We start from the raw sequence: 16,441 nt of genomic DNA on the forward strand, positions 1-16,441 counted from the left end.
TAAAAATAGACTATATGATAAATCACATAGTCTATTTTCTTAATGATTATATTAAAAACTTAAGTAAAAATACTAATCCTAAAATAACAGTAGTTAAACTTATCTCTTTTCTTTTTCCAGAGAATAATTTTAATATTATGTATGATATAACTCCAAATACTATACCATCTGATATTGAGTAAGCAAATGGCATCATGATTATTGTTAAGAAAGCTGGTATAGCTTCTGTAAAATCATGTAAGTCTATTTCTTTTATTGGTTCTATCATAAATAATCCAACTAAAACTAAAGCTGATGCTGTAACCGCTGGAGTTATAACTGCAAATAATGGAGCAAAGAATAAAGCTAAGAAGAACATAAATGCAGTTGAAACTGCTGTTAATCCAGTTCTTCCTCCTTCTGCAACCCCTGAAGCACTCTCTACGAAAGTACTTACTGTACTTGTTCCTAAACAAGCTCCTAATGTTGTACCTACTGCATCAGAAAATAAAGCTTTCTTTATGTTAGGTACTTTTCCATCCTTATCTAACATTTTAGCCTTAGTTGCAACACCAACTAAAGTTCCTATTGTATCAAACATATCCATGAATAATAATGTAAATAATGCTATTACCATATCTAAAGAGAATATGTTATGGAAATCGAACTTGAAGAAAGTAGGCGCTATTGAAGGTGGCATACTAATAATCTTACTTGGTATAGGAGTTATTCCCATAGGTATTCCTATTATTGCTGTAATAATCATACCTATAAATAATGCTCCCTTAACATTTTTAGCTATTAAAACACTTGTTATTAAAAGACCTATTATTGCTAAAAGTCCTGATCCTGAAACTATATTTCCTAAAGAAACTATAGTTCCTCCATCTGTATGTACTACGATTCCTGCACCCTCTAATCCTATTAAGGCAATAAGTAATCCTATACCTACTGATATAGCATTTTTAATTCCCTTTGGTATTGAGTCTACTATTGCTTCACGTACGTTAAATATAGTTAAAAGTATAAATATTATTCCTTCTAATAAAACTGCAGTTAAAGCAAATTCAAATGAATATCCCATTTGAATAACTATTGTATAAGCAAAAAATGCATTTAGTCCCATTCCTGGAGCTTGTGCAAATGGTAACTTAGCATAAAGTCCCATTATTAAAGTTGCTATTACTGCTGATAAAGCCGTTGCTGTAAATACAGCTCCTTGATCCATTCCTGCTGCTGATAATATTGATGGATTTACTATAAGTATATAAGCCATTGTCATAAAAGTAGTTAATCCAGCAATAAATTCTGTTTTTGCATCAGTGTTATTTTCTTTAAGCTTAAAGAACTTTTCCATAATCTCACTCTTTCCTTCATTTGTTTTTCTAAATCACCTTTAATATATTATCAGATTTTTTATATTTATCAATACTTTTACGAATATTTTTGTCGAAAAAGTGAAATTAATAAGTTTTTTTGTAATTATTTTTAAATAAACACGTACATTGAAGACTTTTTATCTCTATATAATACGCATAAAAACATATTTTTATAATTTAAACCTATTCAATAAATACTTTTTTATTAAACATGCGAACTTTTTAAATATTACCTTCTACTTAGTTCAACTAGTGCACATCCTTCTATAGCACAGATACCATTCTCCTTACAAAAATTTAAAACTTCTTCGCTTTCAGCACCTGGTTGAATTAAAACCTTATTTATTCCTAAAGTTTTAGCCTCTTTAATAAATTCTATTCCCTTAATAGGGTTTATACATAGATCTATAACCTCAATATTACAAGGAACTTCTTTTAAGCTTTTAAATATGTTTTCTCCATCTTTTAAGCTAACTCCAAAAGCATTATATCCATTTTCTTTAAGCTTATTTAAAATTCTATATGCATACTTTTTTTCATTTCCTACATCACCAACAACACACCAATTTTTAAAATCCAAAAAGTCTTTAGCTAACATAATTCATTCCTCCATTTAAACTTTATTTAACTCTATTATGGCTAATTATCTTTAAAATATAAAGTATATAAAATAAATTAATCTTGTTTTTACAATTTTATCTTTAAATTAATTCTCTCTAAAAATATATTTCAAAATAAAAAACCTACCTCTGGATATAATAAAATACTATCCAGAGATACGTTTTTAAAATTTACTATCTCTTATCCTTTTGATATGGCTCTCCAGCAGCCTTAGGCGCTTGAGATGTTTTAGAGAATACTATTAATGCGATTAAAGTAACTACATATGGGAATATCTTAAGTAATACTGGAGGTATAGTTGAAAGTGATGGTATTATTTGAGATACGTTTGCTATAGTTGTAGCAAATCCAAAGAAGAATGTTGCTCCTAATACTCCCCATGGCTTCCATTGACCAAAGATTAAAGCAGCTAAGGCTAGGAATCCAAGTCCTGCAACACTTCCTGTAAATTCTCCACCGTAAGTTACAAGTATTATAGCTCCACCAAGAGATGAAAATGCTCCTGATATCATAACACCTATATATCTCATTTTATAAACATTTATACCTGCAGCATCAGCAGCTTGAGGATGTTCTCCACAAGCTCTAAGTCTTAATCCAAAACTTGTCTTATATAATAAGAATGTACTTATAGCAAGTATTAAAATAACTAACCATGTAGTTGCATAAGTTTTTGAAAAGAATAAATCTCCTATTATTGGTATTGAAGATAATACTGGAACATCCTTCGGTATAAAACCTTGCATAATTCTTATATTACCACTACCTGTCATATTTCTAGCTAAGAATACAGTTAAAGCTCCAGCTATCATATTTATAGCTGTACCACTTATTACCTGATCTGCATTTAAATTTATACTTGCAAATGCATGTAATAATGAGAATAATATTCCTACTAAAACTGCAACTCCTAAACCAATCCATAAAGGAAGTGAGCTACCTGGCATAGCCTCTTGAAGCTTTGATACTGTAAATGCCCCACTAAAAGATCCTACGATCATAAGACCATCAAGTCCTATATTTACTACACCGCTTCTTTCAGAAAATAAAGCACCTAATGCGGTTATTAAAAGAGGTATAGTAAAAGCTATTGCATAAGGAAATATTTGTTGAATTGTTTCCCACATTATTTGCTCACCACCCTTTCTTTAGTTGTTTCTTGATTAGTATTTTTATTTAATTTATCTTTCTTTCTTTTTTGGAATTTATTAAGCACTCTCTCCATTATTACACTTGTAGCAGAGAAGTATATTATTGTAGCCATTATAGTATCTGCTATTTCTGGAGGTATGCTTGTCATAGCATTCATAAATCCTTTTCCTGTATATAGAAGACCAAAGAATAAAGCTGAGAATAAAACTCCTATAGGAGTATTTGCACCAAGTAAAGCTACTGCGATACCATCAAATCCTTGTGTAGGCATAACACCTATTTGTATGCTCACAGCATTTCCTGTGTATTGAACAACACCTGCAAGTCCTGCTAAAGCACCAGCTATCATCATTGATAATAATATATTTCTATTTACTGAAATACCTGCATATTCTGCAGCATCTCTATTAAATCCAACAGCCTTTAATTCATATCCTAAAACTGTTTTATTTAATATAAACCAAACTGCAAATACAGAAATAAGTGCAATTAATATTCCTATATTTATAAATGATCCTTGGAAAAAGTCTGTAAGTGCTTGTATTCTTAAAGTAGCTGCCGCTGGAAGCTGTGCTGATTCAGTTTCTAAGAATTCCCCTTTAAAGTACATAGGAACCATGTAATACACTATCCAATATGCTATCCAGTTCATCATTATTGTTGAAACAACCTCATGAACATTAAACTTAGCTTTTAAAACACCAGGAATAAATGCCCATATAGCTCCTCCAAGAATACCAGCAAGAATCATTAATGGTATTAAGACTGGAGCTGGTAATTTCACTGTTAATCCTACTGCTGTAGCAAAAAATCCACCCATAAGCATTTGTCCTGGAGCACCAATATTAAATAATCCAGTTTTAAATGCAAAGGCTAAGGAAAGTCCTGTTAATATTAAAGGAGTAGCCGTAGCTAAAGTATTTCCTATTCTTTCTATGTTCATAAGTCCACCTTTGAATAAGAAAGAATAACCATCTATTGGATTGTGACCCATAATAGCCATTAAAATAGCACCAGCAATAAGTCCTAATATAATAGCCATTAAAGATATAATAAACTGTTTAAACTTCATGCTTTTCTCCTCCTTTTATACCAGCCATCATAAGACCTACTTCATTTTCATTAGTTTCATCTGCATTTACAACACCTATAAGTTCTCCGTTATTTATTATTGCAATTCTATCTGAAACATTTAATATTTCATCTAATTCAAGAGAAACTAAAAGCACTGCTTTTCCGCTATCTCTTTGCTCTACAAGTCTTTTATGAATATACTCTATAGATCCTACATCAAGTCCTCTAGTAGGTTGTGCTGCTATTAAAAGTTCTGGATTTAATTCTATTTCACGGCCTATAATTGCTTTTTGCTGATTTCCTCCTGAAAGAGATCTTGCTATAGATTCAGCCCCTTCTCCAGATCTTACATCAAATTCATCTATTATTTTTTCTGCATATTTTTTTATTTCTTTTTTGTTTAATAAACCTTTATTTGAAAATGGTTTTTTATCATATACTTCTAGAACCATATTCTCTTCAATTGTGTAATCTAAAACTAGTCCTCTCTTATGTCTATCTTCTGGAATATGTGCAATACCTGAGTTTATTCTATTTCTTATAGATTCTCTAGTTATATCCTTGTTTTTGAAGTTTATAGTTCCACTTTCACTTTTTCTAAGTCCTGTAATAGCCTCAATAAGTTCACTTTGACCATTACCTTCTACCCCTGCTATACCTACTATTTCTCCTGCTCTAACATCAATAGAAAAGTCCTTTAATCCTAATACTTTCTTATTATTCTTAACTGAAAGATTTTTAATATCTAATACTACATCACCAGGCTTAGCAGGCTTTTTATTAACTTTAAAGGATACTTCTCTTCCTACCATCATTTTAGCCATTTCAGCTTCACTAGTAGTTTTTACATCTACAGTACCAATGTATCTACCTCTTCTTATAACTGTACATCTATCTGCAGCAGCTTTTATCTCCTTAAGTTTATGAGTTATAATTATTATTGATTTTCCCTCATTTATAAGATTTTTCATTATTTTTATAAGTTCATCAATTTCTTGAGGGGTTAAAACTGCAGTAGGTTCATCTAATATAAGAACGTCAGCATCTCTATAAAGCATTTTTAATATTTCAACCCTTTGTTGCATACCAACAGATATATTTTCAATCTTTGCATTAGGGTCAACATTTAATCCATATTGCTTTGATAATTCTTCAATTCTTTTAGCTGCCTTGTTTAAATCCATTCCTAATCCAAAAAGAATCTTAGGCTCGCATCCTAAAACTATATTTTGAGTTACTGTAAAATTTTCAACTAATTTAAAATGTTGGTGTACCATTCCTATTCCAAGATCATTTGCAACATTGGGATTAGTAATTTTCACTTCTTTACCTCTAACCTTTATAACCCCTTTATCTGGTTGGTTCATTCCAAAAAGAATTCCCATTAAAGTAGATTTACCAGCTCCATTTTCTCCAAGTAAAGCATGTATCTCTCCTTTTCTAAGTTGCAAAGTTATATTATCATTTGCTACTATACCAGGAAATTCTTTACGGATATTAAGCATTTCTACTACATATTCCATAAGTTATCCTCCTTAACACTCAAATTCTATATTACTTATAATTCTAATTTTTATATCATAAATTTATTTTATTATTGGATTAGATAATAAAAGGAGATGGAAGCTCCATCCCCTTAATAAAAACTTCCTTGAATTTTGAATTAATTTATTAAGTCTCCTTGCTCGTTAGAAACTTTTATTTCTCCATTTTTTAACTGTTCAAATACTTTATTTACTTCAGTCATAGTTTCTTCACTTAAGTTTGGATTCTTATCAGGTAAACCTACACCATCATTTTTTGCATCATATAATAAAGTTTGTCCACCTGGGAAAGTTCCATCTAATTCTTTCTTTATCATGTCATAAGAAGCGTGATCTATTCTCTTAACTGCTGAAGTAAGTATTACAGATTTATCTCCTTCATATATACCATCGTCGTATTGGTCAACGTCAACACCTATTATCCAAGCTTCTTTTCCTGAAGCAGCTCTATTTTTAGCTTCTTGTATAGCTCCTACACCAACACCACCAGCAGCACAGAATATAGCTTTTACTCCATTGTCATACATTTGAGCAGCTATTTGTCCACCTGCAGCTGAGTCATCAAATGATCCTTGATATATAACATTTTTTGCTTCAAGAGACATGTGAGTTCCTAATTTTTCATTAGCAAAGGCTACCCCTTGTTGGAATCCCCAGTTAAATTTTTGTACTGGTGGAATTTCCATACCACCTATAAATCCTAATTGACCTTCTTTAAGTTGTAATGCTGTAGCAACACCTGCCATAAAACCTGCTTGCTCTTCAGCAAAGAATATTGAAACCGTATTCGGACCTACTTCTGGCTTTGCATCCTTAGCACCTGAATGAGGAGCACCATCTAATAATACAAATTTAGCATCTTTATATTTTTCTTGTCCTTTATATATAGCTGTCTCAAATTTAAATCCTGGAGTTACTATAAATTTGAATCCTGCATCGTAAAGATTTCCTATTTCTTTTAAGTAATCAGCTTCTGTTGTTCCACTTGGTTTTAAATACTTAGCTTCTACTCCTAAGTCTTTTTCAGCTTTTTGTATTCCTTCCCAAGTTCCTTGGTTAAATGACTTATCATCTATTGTTCCGGCATCAGTAACCATTCCAACCTTCATTTTGTCTCCCTTAGAACCAGTATCACCTGATGATGCTTGTCCATCACTTGAACCTCCACACCCTGCAAGTAAAGTAGCTGTTGTAAGTACTGCTAACACAGCAGAAAGAAATTTCTTTTTCATTTTAATATTCCTCCTTAATACCTATTAAAATAATTCTTACTTTAAAGATTATGTAATAAACTAAAATTAAATTAATAATCAAATGTAATAAACTAATATTCATAAGATATTTTTAACTTAATATTCGAGTTTACAACATAATATTAAACCGTGAAAGCGCTATCTTTCCATGTGTTTTTTTTATTTTAATATTTTATTTTCAATTTTATAGTAATTAGTTATATAATTTATACTTTATACAAAATTACTCTTTACAAATTATTCTTTTTTATCCTGTATTATCCTTTAGATTCTCTCTCTCTTTTTCATTCATTTATTATTAATACTTTATATATAATTTATTTTAAATTTATTAATATTTTCAAAAAAAGTCAGGAAAGCGCTTTCACAAATTAAACATTATTTTTTTTATACTTTAATATATTAAGTAGTTAAGGTTTTCATTCTGTTGACCTAAATTTACTTTCCATTAGTACTTGGTCTAAATTAATATTCAAAGAATTTTTAATCTTAAATAAAAAAGATCATAGTAAAATTACTATGATCTAAATAAATTAAAATCTATTAATAAAACTCATTATATCTCCAGTTTTTTCATTGCCTACTCCTATAAATAAATTTAACAAATCTAAATGTTGATATCCTTCTAATTTTAAAAATTGTCCATCTCCTTTAAATTTATTTACCTTTTCTACAAATCTTTTAGAATTTTCATAACTTACTATAGAATCCCTAGCTCCATGAACGCACAGTACTGGAATTTTAGGCGAATCTTCCTTTAGTAAATTTATTGGATTAACATCAAAAATCTGTTCTTTTCCGTATAAATATTTTTTTATATACTTTTCATATTCTTTAGAATTACATTGGCTAAAATCTAAGGTTCCTCCTAGTGTTATAAAAGAAGATATTATGCTTGTATCTATATTGAATTTTTCTTTCATGTCTTCATTGTAAACTAAGTTTGCAGCTAAATCTGCCCCTGAAGAATATCCCATAACTACTATTCTATTAGGCTTATTATTTTCTACATAGTGTTTAAATGCTGAAAATATATTTTCCATTTGAACTGGATATTTATGTTCTGGCGCTAACTCATAGGATGGAATTACTACAGTAAATCCATATTTATAGAAAAACTTCCCTATAGCTGCACACCCTTTAGGGCTCCCATTCCATAAACCTCCACTATATATAAAGAATATGGTAGGCTTTCTTTTATCATAGCCTTTATATACTCTATAGTAATCTCTTTTATTATCACCATATCTAAACTCTTTATATTCTATATTTCTATCCTTTAAGAAATTGTAGTTAAAGAATTTAAAAAACAATTTTCTCTTTAATTTTTTCTCTTCTTTCTGACTATCATACATTTATAATCTCCTTAAACTTTAAAATTACATTTAAATTTCTCACATACAAATATACCTTATATTTATTAACAATTTCAACACTTTGTTTAAAATTTATTAATATTTATTTTATTTTCATCTTTTATTTTTCTATTACCCTAAAATAATCAACAAGATCGCTTTCGATTATAATAAAATAAAAGGGCTGTATAAAAATATAATAATAAAGCTTACAAACATTATGAAGAGAATATCTAGATGAGTTTTAGAATTTAAATTATTATGAAGAAGATATTACGTTAAAAAACTGAGACTGTTCGAAGCGTAGCAAGTTTCGAAGTTTTAGTAATATCTTCGGAGTAATAATTATAAATTCTTAACGAAATCTAGTAATTCTCGGAATATGTTTGTAAGCTTTATATTCACTATTAAATTATATTTTTATTTACTATTTTACAAAGGGATTATAAAATCTACTTCCATTATTAAATGTAAAGTATAATGATAAAGCAAATATTAAGATAACTACAATAATAGCTAAGTAATCACCCTTAGAAAATTTTCTTTCATTGTACCAAGTTCTTTTTTTATTCTTTCCAAAGGCTCTAAGTTCCATTGCTGTACTTATATTTTCTATTCTATCTAAACTTGAAAAAATAAGTGGCATTAAAACTGAAGATATATTTTTTATTCTTTTTCCTAACTTTTCTTTTTTAGACATATCAATTCCTCTTGCTTGTTGAGCAAAGGATATATCATGATACTCCCTTTGAATATCTGGTATGTATCTTAAAGCTATTGATACAGAATATGATATTTTGTAACTAACACCTATTTTATTTAAAGATGCAGCAAATTCACTTGGATTGGTTGCAAGTATAAATAAAAGTGCCATAGGTATAACTGATAAATATTTTAATGTAACGTTAAACTCATAAAATAATTGTTCCCATGTTAGTGTGTATGGTCCAACTATATGAAATATATCATGTCTTGTTCCATATATATTAACTCCTTCATAAGGTGAAAATATAAAAATGGCTAAATCATTTAAAAGTAAAAAGAATAATATAAAATAAACTATAAAAGAAACTTCTTTAAACTCTATTTTTGAGACCTTAAATATAATTAAACTAAATATAAGCATGCCAATTAATACTCTTGTATCATATGTAAGCATGGCAGCTAATGTCCAAAATATAAAGCAAATAAGCTTAGTTGCTCCAGTAAGTTTATCAATAGGAGAATCCTTTTTTATATATGTAAGCATTGCATCCACTAATTTCTTGCCCCCCTGTCAAAATCAATAAATTTACAAACAAAATCCTTAGGGTCTTCCAACTTAAATTTCAAGGCTAAATCATATAATGATGTTTCTTTTAAACTTGCCTTTTCTATAACTTCTTTATCTGTAAGTATTTCTGCTGATGTTGTATCAGCTATTTTACGTCCATTTGAAATTACAATAGCCTTGTCTGTATATTCAAGCATTAAATGCATATCATGAGTTATTAAAATTATTGTAACTCCCTTTTTATTAAGTTTTAGAAGAAACTCCATTATTTCATTATAATGTTTATAGTCTTGTCCTGCTGTTGGTTCATCAAGTATTATAACCTTAGGATTTAAAACTAGTATTGAAGCTATAGTAACCCTCTTTTTCTGTCCAAAACTAAGTGCAGAAACTGGCCAATTTCTATATGGAAATAAACCACAGGTTTTTAGGGTTTCAATTACTCTTTCCTTAACTTCTTTTTCATCAATCCCTCTAACTCTTAAGCCTAATGCAACCTCATCAAAAATCATTGTTTTAGATATCATTTGATTTGGATTTTGAAGAACAACTCCTATTTCTTCTCCTCTTTCCTTAATAGTCTTTCCATCTAAACTTTTTCCTTCAAATAATATATCTCCCTTTGATTCTTTGAAAAATCCACATATGATCTTAGATATAGTTGATTTACCTGCACCATTTTTCCCAACTACACTTACTATGTCTCCCCTATTAATTTTAAAATTAATATCACTTAATATATCTTTTTTCTTATCGTAAGAAAAAGATACATTTTTAAATTCTAATAGGGTGTCTTCTTCTCTTTCTTTCTTATTAAAATTTAAACTCTTATACCAAGTTTTTAATTTCTCGCCATCATCACTAAGCTTTAACTTGTCTATATTCTCAAGGTTCATTTCCTTATTTAATTCATATCCACTATATTTAAGAGCTGTTATGTATAAAGGTTCTCTTATTCCACACTCTTTTAATTTATTAGAAGCTAATATTTCATTTGGATTTGTATCAGCAATAATTTCTCCTTCATTCATAAGTATTATTCTGTCTACATCACAATTTAAAACTTCTTCTAATCTATGTTCTATTATTATTACTGTCTTTTTTTCTTCCTTTTGTATTTTATCTATAAGTTCTATAGAAGCTTTTCCTGCTGCTGGATCTAAGCTAGCTAAAGGTTCATCAAAAAGAAGTATATCAACATCATCAACAATAGTTCCAGCTAAAGTTACTCTCTGTTTTTGTCCTCCTGAAAGCCTATATGGAGCTAATTCTAATCTATTTTCTATATCAACTATTTTTGATACATAATTAACTTTTTTCTTCATATCTTCTTGAGATACACAGTTATTTTCTAGTTTAAAAGCTATATCTTCAGCTACTGTTAATCCTATAAATTGACTATCAGGATCCTGAAGTACAGTTCCTACCATTTTAGATATTTCGAAAACACTTAAATCTTTAGTTTCTTTTCCTTTTATTTTAAGGCTTCCTGAAATTTCAATATCAGTTGAAAATGGTATTAATCCATTTATACAGTTAGCTAATGTACTTTTTCCTGATCCTGAAGGACCAGCTATAAGAACTTTTTCTCCTTCATATATAGTTAAATTTATGTTATTTAAAGTTGGCTTTGATTGAACTGTATAATGAGCAGTAAAATCTTTAAACTCTATTATTGCTTTTCTTTCCATATCAATCTCCTTTACAAATAGTCATTTTAAGTTAAGGAATTGTATATATTATTTTTTAACTCTATATTTAAGTTTTATACATCTCCTAAATTAAACTTCAAAAAAAGGTTGTCTGAAAATATCTTTCCCACAACCTCATATACTTCTAATATTCTTTTCTTAAGCTACCTTTTTGTATTCTTGTCTTAGCATAATTAGCTATTAAAATAGTTCCTAAAACTCCAACAGTAACCATATTAGAAATTCCACCAATTACCCCTTGTAGATAAACCTTATTTGCAGGTTCAGAGTAAATTAATATATCTAAAGTTGGTGCTACTAAAAACCAAGCCACTCCATTGGCAATTATCTGTATTAAATTAAACATAAATATTTGCTTTAACTTAAATACTCCTTGATTAATTTTTATAAATCTAGCTCCAAATCCAATTATTAATCCTACTATACCTGAAGCAAAAACCCAACTTATCCAAGGTGATCCAAAGAATACTATATCTTTTAAAGCATGTCCTATGAATCCTATTAAAAAACCAGCTAAAGGACCATATAACAATGCCATTAAAGCTAAAAACGCATATGCTGTTTCTATGTTTGTATTAGGAATTCCTGTAGGCAAAGAACCAAATCTACCTAATATCATAAAAACTGCTGAGCCAATTCCTATAGCTACAATTGTTTTAATTGATAGTTTGTTTTTTTTCATTGTTCATCTCCATTTTAGAAAAATCTATCTTTAGATAATAAAATACCTTTTAATATCTATAATTATAAACATAATTTCACACAGTTAACTATAAAGATTATTAAAGTAATTGTCAATAACCTTAAGCTAAGCCCTTAAATATTAACACTTTCTTAATTGCCTTATCATGTAATAATATGTTAAATTTTATTTGTATATTTTAAGATAGGGAGGATATTTATGAAAAGAATATCATTATTATTACTTAGTTTGACTTTAACAGCTAGCTTATTTGTAGGATGCGGTAATAATAACACTGAAAATAAGGATGCTAATACACAGACAAGCTCTGAATCCTCAAGCGAAACTCAATCTGAAGCAGTTTCAAAGGATATATCAATAGACGAATCTAAAAAACTTATAAATGACGGGGAAGTTACTCTAATCTTAGATGTTAGAAATGAAGATGAATTTGCTGAAGGACATTTAAAAAATGCAATTCAAATTCCAGTTAAGGAACTTAAGGAAAACCTAAGTGATATAGAAAAGTTTAAAGATGAATTAGTTTTAGTTTACTGTAGAAGCGGAAAAAGAAGTGCTGAGGCTGTAGATATTTTAAAGGAAAATGGTTTTAAAAATCTTGTTCACATGAAAGATGGAATATCTAAATGGGATGGAGAAGTTGAAAAATAATCTTTTAATGATAAAGAGAAATACTTTTTAAAGTATTTCTCTTTATCATTTTTTATTTCTTTTTTCTTTTATAACCTCATTAACATTTCTTTTTATTTCATAACTTTTACTATCTTTTTTTAAGGTTTTTAATTCATCATAATCAAGTCCCTGAAACATTCTATTCATTCTCCAAAAGAAATCAGTTCTTTTTTGTTCTAATAAGTAATTTATATTATTCATCTTCCTTAATTTTTCTAAATTGTCCTCTTTATAGTTCTTCAATTTATTTTCAGTATATATTTTTATTAATCCTAATATATACTCATGATAATCCCTATAAGCTAGGCTTTTCTCACATATATTTAAAATACTTAAAATTCTACTCATCTCTTACTCCTTTTTAATAATCCTATATATTCTTTCTAACTTTAATATATTACTTATTTTTTTATTTGTTACCTTAATTTAAAAGCAAAAAAGACCACATAGATATATTCTATGTAGTCTTTTAAAAATTATTTATCTTTTTTATTCATCATAAAGGATCATCATAGAATGAGATTTTATTTTAGGAATTTCATCCTCACTTACTCTTTCTATACCAAACTGATTTACACCCCCATTTTTAACTGCAATATTCCAAAAGCCATTACTTGATTTAGGCATAGAAGAAATTACATTATAATCATCAATGGTAGTTCCATTATATATTACCACTATATCTTTCCATAAATCTTCATTAGCATTATTTTTATAGTGAGCTATTATTACTCCGCTAGTATCATTATTGTCATAAAAATAAACTTCTAAATTTTCTATTATATCCTCTGGGTTTTTCATTCTAAAAGCACTGTGATTTTTCCTTAAACTTATTAAGTCTTTATAATAATTGAAAACATCAATATACTTTTCTTTCTCTGCCCAATTTAAAGCATTTATACTGTCTGGACTCTTATAGCTATTATGATCTCCATCTTTAGATCTTAAAATTTCAGCTCCAGATTGAATAAAGGGAATTCCTTGAGAAGTAAATAATATAGAAGCTCCAAGCAAATCTTCCTTAACATAAAAATTATCTAATATATTTTCTTCATTAAAATCTCTATAATGTCCCTTTTCCACACTATGATTTTGACTTTTTACTATTTGATCCCATAGGGTATAGTTATCATGTGATTCTAAATAATTTATACTTTCCATAGGTTTATAGGTTATTGAATTTATGGACCCCTTAATTCCTTCTATAACTTGCCAAGCTTTATTTTTATTGTGCTGTTCTCCATTTATAAATCCATTAGATGGGTCATTATTTCCTCTTAGAGCATTTCTAAAATCATCATTAAATATGGAAAATCCAAGACCTTTTTGACTTCCCTTGTAAGTTCCATTACTTAAAGGAGAATCTCCACCTTTCCAAGGCTCCCCATAAATAAGTATTTTTTCATCAATCTCTTCACTTCTCTTCACTATTTCCTTCATTGTATCTAAGTCTATAAGTTCCATTAAGTCAAATCTTAATCCATCTATATGATAATTTTTAATCCAATGTAATATTGAATCTAAAATAAATTTCCTAACCATAGGCTTTTCAGAGGCCATTTCATTTCCACAGCCAGATCCATTTGTATATTTTCCTAATTTATCACTTCTAAAGTAATATAAAGGAACTATATTATCCATATTACTAGTTTCATACATATGATTATAAACCATGTCTAATACAACTCTTATTCCATTATCATGAAACTTTTTTATCATCTCTCTAAACTCTATTATTCTTCTTGAAGGTGTATATGGGTCTGTTGAATAACTTCCTTCTATGGCATTAAAGTTTTTAGGATCATATCCCCAATTCCTATTATTTTCATCCTTGGTTATTTCTTCATTAACAGAAGAAAAATCAAAGACTGGAAGCAAGTGAACATGGGTTATCCCTAATTCCTTTAAATGATCTAATCCTGTCTTAACCTTATTTCCATTTTCTTTATTAATATAGAAAGTTCCCTCTTCAACTGCCCCTAAAAATTTTCCTCTTAAGCTTTCAGAAACTCCTGAATTTTCATTTATGGTAAAATCTCTAATGTGCATCTCATAAATTATTGAATCTTCTTTATTTATTAACTTAGGTTTATTATACTTATTCCATCCTTCTGGTACACACTCTTTACTAAATAAATCTACTAAAGCTCCCTTTTCTCCATTTACTCCTACTGAAACAGCATAGGGATCTACAGCATAGGTTATCTTATTTACATGTTTACCTTCTTTGCTTAAATCATTAAAATATAATCTGTATAAATAATATTTACCCTCATTTTCTTTTCTTTGCACTTTAATTAAATGAGTTCCATTTTCTTTTTCCCTATTCATATCATATTTTCTTAAAGGATTTTCCCTTAGAGATTTATAATCTTCATATATTAACAATTCTACTTTTTTAGCAGTAGGTGCCCACAACCTTAAGCTTATATTTTCTTCACTAAATCTTACACCTAGGTCATTTCCTCCATAATAATAATCATTTAAATAATCTCTTACTATTACTTTGCAACTTGAAAACATACTAGAAGCTCTTACTTCTAATAAATCTGATGGATCTATATCACTTGGAAGATTAGTTATTAAAACTTCTTTTTCATTTTCTCTAACTAGGGTTGAAACTCCCTTAGCCTTTATTCCGTTTATATACAATCCATACTTAACTCCAATTAAAGGCTTATGAGAAAGATATGCTTTTATAGTATTTTTATGATCCATTAAGGCAACTTGTATTTTAGGGGTAGTTTCTTCTATGGCAGTCTTTAAAGAAGTTAATATCTTATTATTTTCATATATGCAAAATAAATTTCTATCTTCCTTACCTAAATAAAAAGTATATGTCTGCTCATTCCAATCATTTACCCAGTTACATCCCCAAGTTCTCTTTCTTACTATAAATTTCTCTTCATCTACAAAAGTTCCTACACCTAAATCTGTTTTAATATTTAAATTAAATTCTTTACCTGAGCTATTTTTTCCAAAGCCCCAAATATTCCAGCTGAAATTTTCTCCATAATATAATCCATCATTCTTTAAAAATTGTACAAAAGTCCCTTTTTCCCCTTCTTCTCTAACCTCAATTTCCTTATAAGCTGTCATGTCATTTAAAGAATCATAGGCCTTTACTATAATTTTAGTGCCAGGGGCTACTTCCTCATTAATCTTTAAAAAACCATTTTCTAAAATTACTCCCTTTAAAGAGTTCTCTATGGAAAGAACCGCATCTTCAATGGTTATATTTCCATAAAATGAATTTTTAACAGCTATTAATTCAACTGGGTATCTAGTAGATATAAAATCTCTTGAACTTTTTATTTCTAAGGATTCTTCAAAGGGCTCCCAAAGGAAATAAAAATCATTTTTCTCTTCATTTAAGTTATCTACATATATTTCTTTTCCATCTAGAGTAATAATTATATATCCATACTTATATTCACCCTTCTTTAGTCCACAAGGAAAGGTAATATCTTTAATCATTTTTACTCTACCATCATTAGTATCCAAGCCCCAATTAAGCTTAAAATTTTCGCTTTTTTCCCAATTGTTAAAATCTCCAACTAAATAAGCCTCAATTGCCCCCTTACAACATAAGGTTGCTCTTATGGTATTAGTTAAAGGACTAATCTCTATGTAGTATTCATTATCATCATAACAAACAAGTTTTCTTTTTACAGAATCAAACATATAAAATGCTCCTCTATTAATTATTTATGTAATAAAAGCT

13 protein-coding genes are annotated in these 16,441 nt (G+C 28.6%); 1 reads left to right on the top strand and 12 read right to left on the bottom strand.

Annotated elements, in window-relative coordinates:
• Window positions 1–46 precede the first annotated feature (46 nt).
• The 10 genes from CPF_RS08875 to CPF_RS08920 all read right to left on the bottom strand — a co-directional run bounded on the left by CPF_RS08875 (window position 47) and on the right by CPF_RS08920 (window position 12,024).
• Window positions 47–1,336, bottom strand: coding sequence for an NCS2 family permease (locus CPF_RS08875; protein ID WP_003478161.1), 1,290 nt, complete (start codon window positions 1,334–1,336; stop codon window positions 47–49).
• 251 nt (window positions 1,337–1,587) lie between these two features.
• A complete protein-coding gene (locus tag CPF_RS08880) occupies window positions 1,588–1,956 on the bottom strand; it encodes a CoA-binding protein (RefSeq protein WP_003455912.1) in 369 nt (122 codons plus the stop codon).
• A 196-nt stretch (window positions 1,957–2,152) separates the two neighbouring features.
• Window positions 2,153–3,106 (bottom strand): ABC transporter permease, encoded by a 954-nt coding sequence (locus tag CPF_RS08885; protein ID WP_003449510.1) that lies wholly within the window; start codon window positions 3,104–3,106, stop codon window positions 2,153–2,155.
• Window positions 3,106–4,203: an ABC transporter permease gene (locus CPF_RS08890; protein ID WP_003449685.1), complete on the bottom strand. Its 1,098-nt coding sequence runs from the start codon at window positions 4,201–4,203 to the stop codon at window positions 3,106–3,108. Before CPF_RS08890 ends, CPF_RS08885 begins: the two co-directional genes overlap by 1 nt.
• Window positions 4,193–5,728: an ABC transporter ATP-binding protein gene (locus CPF_RS08895; RefSeq protein ID WP_003449708.1), complete on the bottom strand. Its 1,536-nt coding sequence runs from the start codon at window positions 5,726–5,728 to the stop codon at window positions 4,193–4,195. The genes CPF_RS08890 and CPF_RS08895 overlap by 11 nt, the downstream gene beginning before the upstream one ends.
• Before the next feature lie 140 nt (window positions 5,729–5,868).
• Window positions 5,869–6,981 carry a BMP family lipoprotein gene (locus CPF_RS08900; RefSeq protein WP_003449596.1) on the bottom strand — a complete coding sequence of 371 codons (1,113 nt, stop codon included), beginning with the start codon at window positions 6,979–6,981 and terminating at the stop codon, window positions 5,869–5,871.
• Between the two features lie 554 nt (window positions 6,982–7,535).
• Window positions 7,536–8,357, bottom strand: coding sequence for an alpha/beta hydrolase (locus tag CPF_RS08905; RefSeq protein ID WP_003468054.1), 822 nt, complete (start codon window positions 8,355–8,357; stop codon window positions 7,536–7,538).
• Between the two features lie 427 nt (window positions 8,358–8,784).
• Window positions 8,785–9,615: an energy-coupling factor transporter transmembrane component T family protein gene (locus tag CPF_RS08910; RefSeq protein ID WP_003449576.1), complete on the bottom strand. Its 831-nt coding sequence runs from the start codon at window positions 9,613–9,615 to the stop codon at window positions 8,785–8,787.
• Entirely contained in the window at window positions 9,615–11,321 is a 1,707-nt protein-coding gene (locus CPF_RS08915; RefSeq protein WP_011590900.1) for an ABC transporter ATP-binding protein, read from the bottom strand. The genes CPF_RS08910 and CPF_RS08915 overlap by 1 nt, the downstream gene beginning before the upstream one ends.
• Before the next feature lie 145 nt (window positions 11,322–11,466).
• On the bottom strand, window positions 11,467–12,024 hold the full coding sequence (locus CPF_RS08920) for an ECF-type riboflavin transporter substrate-binding protein (protein WP_003456002.1): 558 nt from the start codon (window positions 12,022–12,024) through the stop codon (window positions 11,467–11,469).
• A 219-nt stretch (window positions 12,025–12,243) separates the two neighbouring features.
• Between CPF_RS08920 and CPF_RS08925 the strand changes: the two genes are divergently transcribed.
• Entirely contained in the window at window positions 12,244–12,696 is a 453-nt protein-coding gene (locus tag CPF_RS08925; protein ID WP_003449631.1) for a rhodanese-like domain-containing protein, read from the top strand.
• 45 nt (window positions 12,697–12,741) lie between these two features.
• On the opposite strand, the gene CPF_RS08930 is transcribed toward CPF_RS08925, so the two are convergent.
• A complete protein-coding gene (locus CPF_RS08930) occupies window positions 12,742–13,065 on the bottom strand; it encodes a hypothetical protein (RefSeq protein ID WP_011590901.1) in 324 nt (107 codons plus the stop codon).
• Window positions 13,066–13,206: 141 nt separating this feature from the next.
• A complete protein-coding gene (gene pulA, locus CPF_RS08935; protein ID WP_011590902.1) occupies window positions 13,207–16,401 on the bottom strand; it encodes a type I pullulanase in 3,195 nt (1,064 codons plus the stop codon).
• Window positions 16,402–16,441 lie beyond the last annotated feature (40 nt).

The organism is Clostridium perfringens ATCC 13124, assembly GCF_000013285.1.
Lineage (GTDB): Bacteria > Bacillota > Clostridia > Clostridiales > Clostridiaceae > Sarcina > Sarcina perfringens.